The organism is Nostoc sp. S13 (genome assembly GCF_029379315.1).
Taxonomy (GTDB): domain Bacteria; phylum Cyanobacteriota; class Cyanobacteriia; order Cyanobacteriales; family Nostocaceae; genus Nostoc.
Genome location: NZ_JAQYWQ010000184.1, coordinates 1 through 8,709 on the forward strand (window position 1 = coordinate 1; position 8,709 = coordinate 8,709).

The 8,709-nt window shown below is 37.1% G+C and carries 9 protein-coding genes and 1 pseudogene; 7 read left to right on the forward strand and 3 right to left on the reverse strand.

All coding sequences use genetic code 11. The annotated features are described in order from the left end of the window. Window positions 1–229 precede the first annotated feature (229 nt). Genes PUQ00_RS31090 through PUQ00_RS31100 form a run of 3 tightly spaced genes read left to right on the forward strand, consistent with a single transcriptional unit; the run spans window position 230 to window position 2,551 of the window. On the forward strand, window positions 230–2,098 hold the full coding sequence (locus PUQ00_RS31090) for a serine/threonine-protein kinase (RefSeq protein WP_300423697.1): 1,869 nt from the start codon (window positions 230–232) through the stop codon (window positions 2,096–2,098). Between the two features lie 6 nt (window positions 2,099–2,104). Continuing rightward, window positions 2,105–2,233 (forward strand): hypothetical protein, encoded by a 129-nt coding sequence (locus PUQ00_RS31095; protein WP_300423698.1) that lies wholly within the window; start codon window positions 2,105–2,107, stop codon window positions 2,231–2,233. A 33-nt stretch (window positions 2,234–2,266) separates the two neighbouring features. Further along, window positions 2,267–2,551, forward strand: coding sequence for a hypothetical protein (locus tag PUQ00_RS31100; protein ID WP_300423700.1), 285 nt, complete (start codon window positions 2,267–2,269; stop codon window positions 2,549–2,551). A gap of 65 nt (window positions 2,552–2,616) precedes the next feature. Here PUQ00_RS31100 and PUQ00_RS31105 read toward each other — a convergent pair whose 3' ends face one another. Beyond that, on the reverse strand, window positions 2,617–3,168 hold the full coding sequence (locus PUQ00_RS31105; RefSeq protein ID WP_300423703.1) for a hypothetical protein: 552 nt from the start codon (window positions 3,166–3,168) through the stop codon (window positions 2,617–2,619). Between the two features lie 430 nt (window positions 3,169–3,598). On the opposite strand from PUQ00_RS31105, the gene PUQ00_RS31110 reads away from it, so the two are divergent. The 4 genes from PUQ00_RS31110 to PUQ00_RS31125 all read left to right on the forward strand — a co-directional run bounded on the left by PUQ00_RS31110 (window position 3,599) and on the right by PUQ00_RS31125 (window position 6,448). Further along, on the forward strand, window positions 3,599–4,603 hold the full coding sequence (locus PUQ00_RS31110) for a TauD/TfdA family dioxygenase (RefSeq protein WP_300423705.1): 1,005 nt from the start codon (window positions 3,599–3,601) through the stop codon (window positions 4,601–4,603). A 27-nt stretch (window positions 4,604–4,630) separates the two neighbouring features. Continuing rightward, on the forward strand, window positions 4,631–5,392 hold the full coding sequence (locus PUQ00_RS31115) for an alanyl-tRNA editing protein (RefSeq protein WP_300423706.1): 762 nt from the start codon (window positions 4,631–4,633) through the stop codon (window positions 5,390–5,392). Between the two features lie 50 nt (window positions 5,393–5,442). Beyond that, on the forward strand, window positions 5,443–5,772 hold the full coding sequence (locus tag PUQ00_RS31120; protein WP_300423708.1) for a phosphoribosylaminoimidazolesuccinocarboxamide synthase: 330 nt from the start codon (window positions 5,443–5,445) through the stop codon (window positions 5,770–5,772). A gap of 109 nt (window positions 5,773–5,881) precedes the next feature. Continuing rightward, window positions 5,882–6,448 carry a phosphoribosylaminoimidazolesuccinocarboxamide synthase gene (locus PUQ00_RS31125; RefSeq protein ID WP_300423710.1) on the forward strand — a complete coding sequence of 189 codons (567 nt, stop codon included), beginning with the start codon at window positions 5,882–5,884 and terminating at the stop codon, window positions 6,446–6,448. Here PUQ00_RS31125 and PUQ00_RS31130 read toward each other — a convergent pair. Continuing rightward, window positions 6,437–8,002 (reverse strand): hypothetical protein, encoded by a 1,566-nt coding sequence (locus tag PUQ00_RS31130; RefSeq protein WP_300423712.1) that lies wholly within the window; start codon window positions 8,000–8,002, stop codon window positions 6,437–6,439. The genes PUQ00_RS31125 and PUQ00_RS31130 overlap by 12 nt on opposite strands. 219 nt (window positions 8,003–8,221) lie before the next feature. Then, a pseudogene (locus tag PUQ00_RS31135) lies at window positions 8,222–8,532 on the reverse strand (ISKra4 family transposase); the annotation flags it as partial. Between the last annotated feature and the right edge of the window lie 177 nt (window positions 8,533–8,709).

Consider the following 8,709-nt stretch of genomic DNA (forward strand, 5'->3'; position numbering starts at 1 on the left):
AGACATCTCCGAAAAAGAATGTAGAGACGCAAAATTTCGCGTCTCTACAAGGGTTCTAGATGACGCATATTTAATTTCACCAGATGTCTAATAGACGCCTTCTCAATTCAGTGTCCATAACTCATCAACTCATGTGATGTACATTTGGAAAGGGCGATGTCTGACGACAAGCCTGGAGAAGACAGGAAGTCTCCGGCTCCGCAGTTAGTGTCTACACTTGTAATTTTTCATGACAATAACCCTGCTGAACAATCGCTATCAAGTTATCCAAGTAATCGGCGCTGGTGGTTTTGGCGAAACCTTTCTAGCAGAAGATGTCCATATGCCTTCTCGCCGTCGCTGTGTGATCAAGCAACTCAAACCGATAACCAATAATGACCCGCAAACCTACCAACTTATCCAACAACGGTTTGAACGGGAAGCCGCAACCTTGGAGTATTTGGGTGAAAGTAGTCACCAAATTCCAAAACTCTACGCCTACTTTTCTGAGAACGGACAATTTTACCTCGTCCAACAATGGATTCACGGCCAAACCCTGACAAAAATTGTCGAAGCAAAAGGATTTGAGAGTGAAGCTGCTGTTCGGCAAATTCTCTTGAGTCTGCTATCAGTCTTAGATTATGTCCACAGCAAAGGCATTATTCACCGGGATATCAAGCCAGATAACATTATTCTCCGTTCTGTTGATGGGAAGCCCGTTTTGATTGATTTTGGTGCAGTCAAAGAAACAATCTGTTCAGTGGTTAATTCTCCAGGATACCCGACGCGATCGCTCGTTATTGGTACGCCTGGGTATATGCCTAGTGAACAAGCCGTTGGCCGCCCAGTTTACGCCACTGATATCTACAGCTTAGGTTTAACGGCGATTTATCTGCTGACTGGTAAACACCCGCAAGAACTACAAACTCACCTGCAAACTGGGGAAATAATTTGGCAGCAGTACGCCCCTAACGTCTCTTCTCAATTTGCGGCAGTGCTTAGTCAAGCAATTAAGCCTCAATCTGGCGATCGCTATAGTAGTGCCAGTAAAATGCTAGACGCCGTGCAGTCTGTTAATAATATACCTCCTGAGTTAGCTGCAAATACTTCCACTGTTATATCGACTCGACGAACCCAGTCATTGTATACTCAGCAAAAAAATTCTGCGTTAGCGAAGCTCACCGTTCGCGCAGCGTCTCGCAGAGAAGGTATCGCACCGGGAAACTGGCAAAAACCGGCTGTGATTGTTGGTAGTTTACTGGTAGGGGGCTTGATTGCGATCGCAATTTCTAGCATCACTCGTCAGCAACAACCAGAAACTACCATTGCCACAAGTCCTACCCCATCGCCAGAATCTTTGCCTTCCACTCATACATCTCCTGAACCACATGTTTCTTCCCAAACTTCTCCAGTTCCAGTTGTACCGATTTCACCGTTACAACAGCCAGTAATTCCCGATCCTTTGCCAACTTTTAATCTCCCAGTTGTTTCTACACCACCGCCAAAAAAGAAGCCTGTAACTTCAGATACTCCAACGCCAGTAGGAGTATTCACACCACAGCCAGAACCAGAGAAGAAGGCGATACCGACGCTGGTCAATGTCAACGCAGTTCCCACACCAGAAGTGCGTTCCACACCACAGAAGAAGCCGCGCAGTAAATTAGCTGCCACTACCAGCAGAGAAAGCGTTCCCGCATTCCCCACAGGTACAGCAAGAAACATTGTAGAAGCTACCCTCGGCAAACCAAATCAAGATTTAAGAGGCGCATGGGGCAAAACCCGTGCTGTCGTTTACAAACTAGTACCAGACAAAATTGACCTTGGCTACTTATTTGATCGTAATTCTAAAGTGCTGCGTCAAACTGAGGTATCTTTTGCCCAATCGGTAGACCCGCAGGTAATGGAGACTACCTTGAATGGAATATTAGATGGGCAAGCCACTAAAGAAATTAAGCAGGGACTCAAACAGGTACAACAGGGCCAGTCTGATAATTTTAGTTTTAAGAATGGCTCAGTCAAGGGTCAGATTATTCGCCAAGAATGTAATTTTATCTACATCAGTATTTGGGATGCAGATTTACATGATTTTGTGAGTCCATCGACAGCTAAAAGGTGTTAATTTCCTGTGAAGTATTGTTCTCAACAGTTCAATGCCAAACCTGCTGAAATTAAATTGCTGTTTCCTGGGCAACTTGACCCGGTAAGAGCGCATGAGTTGCAGTGGCAAATGTTGGCGGCTGGGCTGCCACTCTAACTATCTTGAGAATCTATAGAGATGTGAGTACTTATGCTTCAACCCGAAATGATTAAGAGCAATATAAAATTAATCGAAATTAACCCCCATGCCACTAAACCAGAAAAATACGCAGTTATTGCCGCCGATGCCCGAATCCAAGTTAAGGCAAGAAAGCGTATCGGCACACGGGACGACGACGGCACAGAAATCATTGAAGAATGGTGGGCACAGACTGATTTACTAGCGTATCTTCCAGCATGGGATCTGGAGGATATCCAGAAGGAACGTGATTATGCGGTGATTACTCCACAGACGGAATTTTACCCTTCATTTTAGTGTTCCCCAAAAGTCATTACTTTAACTTTCTAGTAATAAATTCATGCATAAAGGATAACTTGAACCTACCGCCCAACTCCTAAATCCGCGTAAATGATAATCTCCATAGCTAAGATTATCAAAAGAACAAGCTCCACAACGCACAAAATATTAATAGCGAAAGGCGGTTGCGAAACTAGAAACCAAAAAGCAAGCAGTGCTATTACACCTGATAAAACAAAAGTAATCTCATCTATAATTAATTGCTCTATTTTGCGTCGCAAACGACGTTTATCCTTTCGATGGGCAATTTCCCAACCAAATATAGATTCTGTATCTGTATTACCAGTTAATTCTTGAATTTTATTTACAAGGGTGTAGCGAATATATCTACCGATGGCTGAGATTTTTTCATCGTTGACTAGATAAGTCCAACCAAGGATAAGACAAACCCAAGGGATAACAAGGAGGGCATAGTAGTTATTGTTACTAGATAGAGCGAAAGAGAGGATGGCACCAAATACACCCAGCGTCACATACAGCATGTTATCGCGAAAACCAATTCGCTTTGCTTGCTCTTCCTTTAGTTTCTCGTATTCGTGAAGATAAACTTCGAGGATTTGTTGCTTATCACTCATAACCTAACTAGTATATAAAGTTACTATTTGATTTAACTGTTTAGCAGCACGCGGCATTTTGGTGTGTATCTGCGCGATCGCTTTGCTCATATCAAAGTAGAACGCCTAAAAATAGTTTAATTCTTAAAGACCATTTATAAAGTAAATATTAAATCTGTACTCTAAGCTGTAAGCGGCTTTCTCAGTTAATAAATACGATAATAACCCAAGTTGCTGGTTACAGAGGGTAAATGAGGTATCATCTACTCGTTCGTTTGTAATTATGGATTTTGTTGCCATAATTCCGAACATATATCTACTTGCTCTTTTTTGGAAATATATCTAAAGGTATACTCTCCTAACTAGAGAAAAAATGGGCGAACCGGAGTTATCATTATTATAGCAACCAAAATAAAAAGGATCTTTTCTAAAAAAAATATAACTTCTATTTATGTCTTCCCAAAAAACTAATAAAACTAAACATTTTGAACAAGGATGCTTGTTCGATGCTTTTTATGATTTTGGTGTTAAAGGTGATGAAATTAGGAAACTCACTAATAGTAATAGTAAAACTTTCCATTATCTAATTTACATCTTAGATTGTGAAGAGAAAAATATCCTCCTTAAAGCATCAAAAAATTCAATTTTTGATGAAGAATCTCCAGACAATCTAGATTTTTTAGTGAAAACTGCATCGCAGTTATCTCCAAAGATAAAACCTCAAATACCTAACTTGATTAAGTGCATTCAAGGATTTACCAAAACATGTAATATTCAAAATAATGATGATTGTAATCTGTTGATTATTAAAAATTTACCGAACGTATTTCATTTATGGAGAATAGAGGCATTATTAGGTTCTCTGGCAGGTAAGATTCAACACTATCGAGAGGAAGGAAGTCACATTATGGCTATCAGAGAAAATCCACAAGACCCTTGTATTTGCCCTTCTTATCAAAATCTAATTGATTTTTCTGTTCATACAGATTTGTCATACATTGATAATCCTCCAAATATTATGGCAGTTCATTATATCAATGACGATCCGAGAGAAAGTGGTTGCCCCACTTTTTGTGAGGCTAAAACCATAGCTACTATTCTTAGTAATAAAGCGAAACGGGAACTTAAAAAAATTAATTTTCGATTTACTCCTCCACAACATTACCAAGGAGCTACTAGCAAACCTATTCCAATACTTTCTTACGAAGATTCCTATGGATGGAGTATCCGCTTTCGACGCGATAAGCTGGAGTACGTAAACAAAACACAACCAGCAGTTAATGCCGTTAATGAATTATTAGACTCAATTCATCAAAGTGTTTTTAAAATAAAAATACCAGAAGGGTCTTTTATTTTTATTAATAACCAAACTCTTTTGCATGGTAGAGAGGGTTATAAAAAAGAGTTAACTCAAAGGACAAGACATTTGAATCGTATGTACATCACTTCAGAGTAAACTATCGATTTATAGAGGGCATAAACAATGAGTGTTCAAAAATTCTTATATGATAGCTATCTAAGAGAACATACATCATACGTGGAAAGCTTTCACATAATTAACAATCTTTGTGCAATTGCTTTAGCTGAAAATATTTTTCGCCCTTCTGGAGGAGGGCAGCCTAGAGACCACGGTACTGTTATTATTAATAAAATTTCTTATAAAGTTGAAGATATAATTAAAATAAAAGGGGTTACAAATCTAATCTTAGATTCTTCAGCATTAGTTTCTCTATATGAATTTTATGGGAAAGAGGCCAACTCTATTTTAGACTGGGAGCGACGCTATTGCTTAATGCGTTACCATACGGGCGGTCATATATTAATGTCAGCAGCAAGACAAACTGTACTTGGATATGAACCTCAAGGTATGGAAATTGAGGACGATCTTAGTAGCTGTAAAATTTTATTTACCTCAGAAGAAGAATTTACTGAGAAAAATTGCTCTTCACTACTTGACATTGCGCTAAACGCTATCGATGGTAATGCAAGTATTGAAGGAAAAAAATATCCTAGCTTAGATGCTGCGAAGGAAGAACATATAGACGAATTTCGCATAAATTCAAATCTTAATCTTAAGGGGAAAGTACGAATAATTATTATTGATAATTATGATGCAAATCCTTGTAGCGGAACTCATGTTAAGTCTCTAGGAGAAGTTGGCTCACTAACCATCGAATCTTTTTCCTATGAAAGTATTGAACGCATAGCTTCGATTAAATTTAAGCTTGAATGCATAACGAGTTAAAAGTTATAACTAGAAAATAGAACCTTATTAAATTTGATTTGAGTTATCCAATGAAATATTTATGTTCTGGAAAAGTAAGAGACATTTATGAACTTGATAACTCTTGTTTAGTTTTTATAACAACTGACAGAATTTCGGCTTATGATCATATTTTACCTAACAATATTCTAGGTAAAGGCAAAGTGTTAACTCAAATGTCTATATTTTGGATGGAATTTCTTTCTGATATAGTACCTAATCATTTTATCTCAGCAAATGAAGCAGATATAAGAAAAATACCTTTAAATATTGGCACGCCTGATTATCTTAAAGATAGAACTATGCTCGTTCAAAAAGCAAATATGTTTGATATTGAATGTATTAGACTTATCCGGAAATGAGAACTTTATTTGGCTGAAACCTAGCTCTGGAGAGGGTTTTAGAGGTTCCTGTTTTATATAAGCTAAAAAGCCAGCTATGTAAGGGTTTCAGCTATTTTGAGGTTTATTTGTGGATAAGTCTAATGTTCGTGGATATTTGGCTGGCTCTGCTTGGCGTGAATATAATACAACTGGAAAGGTTACTGGATTAAATTTACCTCTAGGACTTAAGTTTGCAGATAAATTGCCTCAACCTGTTTTTACTCCTAGCACAAAAAGTAATAAAGGTAATGATATAAATATCACTTTTGAACAAGCTAGAAGTATTGTTGGAGATGATATCGAAGAATTATCGAGAATATCTTTAGCCCTATATTCTAAAGCATCTAAATATGCAGATGATCGAGGTATTATTTTAGCTGATACAAAATTTGAATTTGGAAGAGTAGATAATCGCATTACTCTTGTTGATGAAGTTCTTACGCCTGATTCATCTCGATACTGGAATAAGTTTTCTTGGAAACCTGGAGAAAATCCTTTTGGTTTTGACAAACAGATTATCAGAGATTGGTTAGATGCTAACCATTGGAATCATAAACCACCACCTCCAAATTTACCAAATAAAATAATAGAAGAAACTCATTCACGCTATTCTGAAATTTACGGAATAATCATGAATGCTCAATTAATTAAATAAAAGCCTTTCTACATCATTAATTAAAAAATAATGGCAATATTCAGCAGAGGTAAAAGCTGCATATCTTTGGTAGTTATCATCTTTATTACCATCTGCAAAATCACAAACTGACTTAAAACACCAAAAATAAGGTGCAGGCTCAATAGCTTGTGATGCAGCAAAATAGACACCATAAGCTTCCATTTCTATACCAACTAGTTTGCGCCAGTTTCTTTGTATATAAGAAACTGCTTGAGAATCGTTAATAACCTGATCTCCACTTGCCACGGTATCTACATGGATATTGAGAACTGAATTAGGCTTATTGCCTTTCCAAGAATTTCTAATATCATCCAAATATTTTCGACTGTTATTTTTTATTATCGTAGAAACTTTATCCTGAATTCTTATAGGATGTGGATCAGGATAAAAACTGACTTCTTCATTGCTGGCAGCTTCTATCTTTCCTGATGAATGATCAACTACTTGTTGAGCGACTAAGATATCTCCAAAATTACGTTCTGATGATTTAGTACCAGCAGCTATTCCAACAAGTATTACTGCTTTTGGTCGGAAGTTATATAACATCTTGGTTGTTAAGGATGCAGATGCAGTTATTCCCATTTGACTAGGAGTACCAAGAATAACAGATAATTTTCGAGCACTACTTGTAGTTATTTCTGTTTGAAAATACTCCTGATTATGATTTTTTGCAGAAAAAATACGCCATTGCCAAGCAGTATTTCCCATCTCACGAACAAACTGTTGTTCCATAGAAAGCCCACATATAATTGCTATATCAAAATTTCTTGTTAAAGCTACATCAAAATCGCGAGTGAGAGCAGGATCATTAGGATAAGGCTCTGCCATATTCCAAATATCCAAAAATTCTTGACGATTCTCATCAAATAAATCGTTTTTACATCTATAATCATCAACAAACATAAACCATGCTAGTTGCATACAATTTTTAGTAGCTCCAAATCGACCATATACAAGAATATCGTTGAAAAAGTACATTGGTCCACTCGGATATACATCATAGAACCTCAATTCAAGATTTCGCTCTGCTCCTAGCTCCTTTATACGATCAATAATTGGATAAAGACTCAAAGGTTCATCTTCTTCTATGTTCCAATTCGCCCCTGTATCTATCGTTAACCCAAAACAGCTATTCAAAGCATTTAGAATATTTAAAAGTCCCTCAAAGGTTTTGTTTATAGGGGTTCTATAACGAACTCCTATTATTTGTTGACGACGAAGTGCAAAATCACTTAATGGATTTACCACAAGAATTTTTATTGAAGGAAACCTATCTACATCTTGACAAATCTCTTGTAATAAAGATTTATCTGAACGATCGCTCAAAAATGTGTCAAGAATCATCACATTTGGTTCATATTCTTTTCCTCCATTTTCAGATGGGTTGTAAGAGTTTCCATACTCAACAGCTACTTGAAGAAAATCGGTTAGTAAGCTCTCATTATCGTAATTTACTAAAACATCATTTATTCCATAAGCAGATTTATAATGAAGCCAATTGGGACGTTGACCCCGCGTATATCTACGAACCATCGGTATACTTCTACTTCTATATGGTTACACTGATAGAATTATAATAGCAGGGTCAGAGCATCTCAATCAGGCTTGACATAAGGAATTGGAAGAGGGAGCATCGCAGTTTTTATTTAGCGAGCAAAGATTAATCCATTCAGATAGGCACAACGATGAGCTAACACTTGAGGAACGTCATCAAGTTTCCATTATGCGCCAGAAATTTTGCTTCGACTTTTCCCCATCCACACTCAATTCCTCCACGGTTGATTCTACTTGTGGTAATTCAAAATCTTGACGATGTACCAGTCTTTGCTGTACAGTTTTTGATACTTCTACTCCAGTCAAATATTCAATATCTTCTGCCGCACGTTGATACGACACAGACCCGCTAATTCGCAGACAACAAGCTTCTAAATATGGACTCAATTGATTATGATGTCTTAATTTCTAGCTTTTGCGCTTGCGAGTTTGTAATTGGCAGTTTTCCAATAATACTTCTTTATTTTTCGTTTGTATCCTTTGCTTTCCCCTGTGGCATTTTCGATAAAATTCATAAAGTTATAAATACCATTATTAAGTTTTTAATAATACTTGTGTCAGGTTCTATATTCATGTCGTAAAGTATGATTGGAATTGGGTAATCTGAAGACAGGTAAACTAATTATTCAATAGACTTATCCTTAATATAAATAGCATGAGATAATAAAAAGGTGGAGTAGAAATTA

Bases quoted from the DNA above. Each gene is read 5' to 3' on its own strand.
- PUQ00_RS31090 (WP_300423697.1), top strand. From the start codon at position 230: ATGACAATAACCCTGCTGAACAATCGCTATCAAGTTATCCAAGTAATC.
- PUQ00_RS31115 (WP_300423706.1), top strand. From the start codon at position 4,631: ATGAGTGTTCAAAAATTCTTATATGATAGCTATCTAAGAGAACATACA.
- PUQ00_RS31130 (WP_300423712.1), bottom strand. From the start codon at position 8,002: ATGGTTCGTAGATATACGCGGGGTCAACGTCCCAATTGGCTTCATTAT.
- PUQ00_RS31120 (WP_300423708.1), top strand. From the start codon at position 5,443: ATGAAATATTTATGTTCTGGAAAAGTAAGAGACATTTATGAACTTGAT.
- PUQ00_RS31110 (WP_300423705.1), top strand. From the start codon at position 3,599: ATGTCTTCCCAAAAAACTAATAAAACTAAACATTTTGAACAAGGATGC.
- PUQ00_RS31100 (WP_300423700.1), top strand. From the start codon at position 2,267: ATGCTTCAACCCGAAATGATTAAGAGCAATATAAAATTAATCGAAATT.
- PUQ00_RS31105 (WP_300423703.1), bottom strand. From the start codon at position 3,168: ATGAGTGATAAGCAACAAATCCTCGAAGTTTATCTTCACGAATACGAG.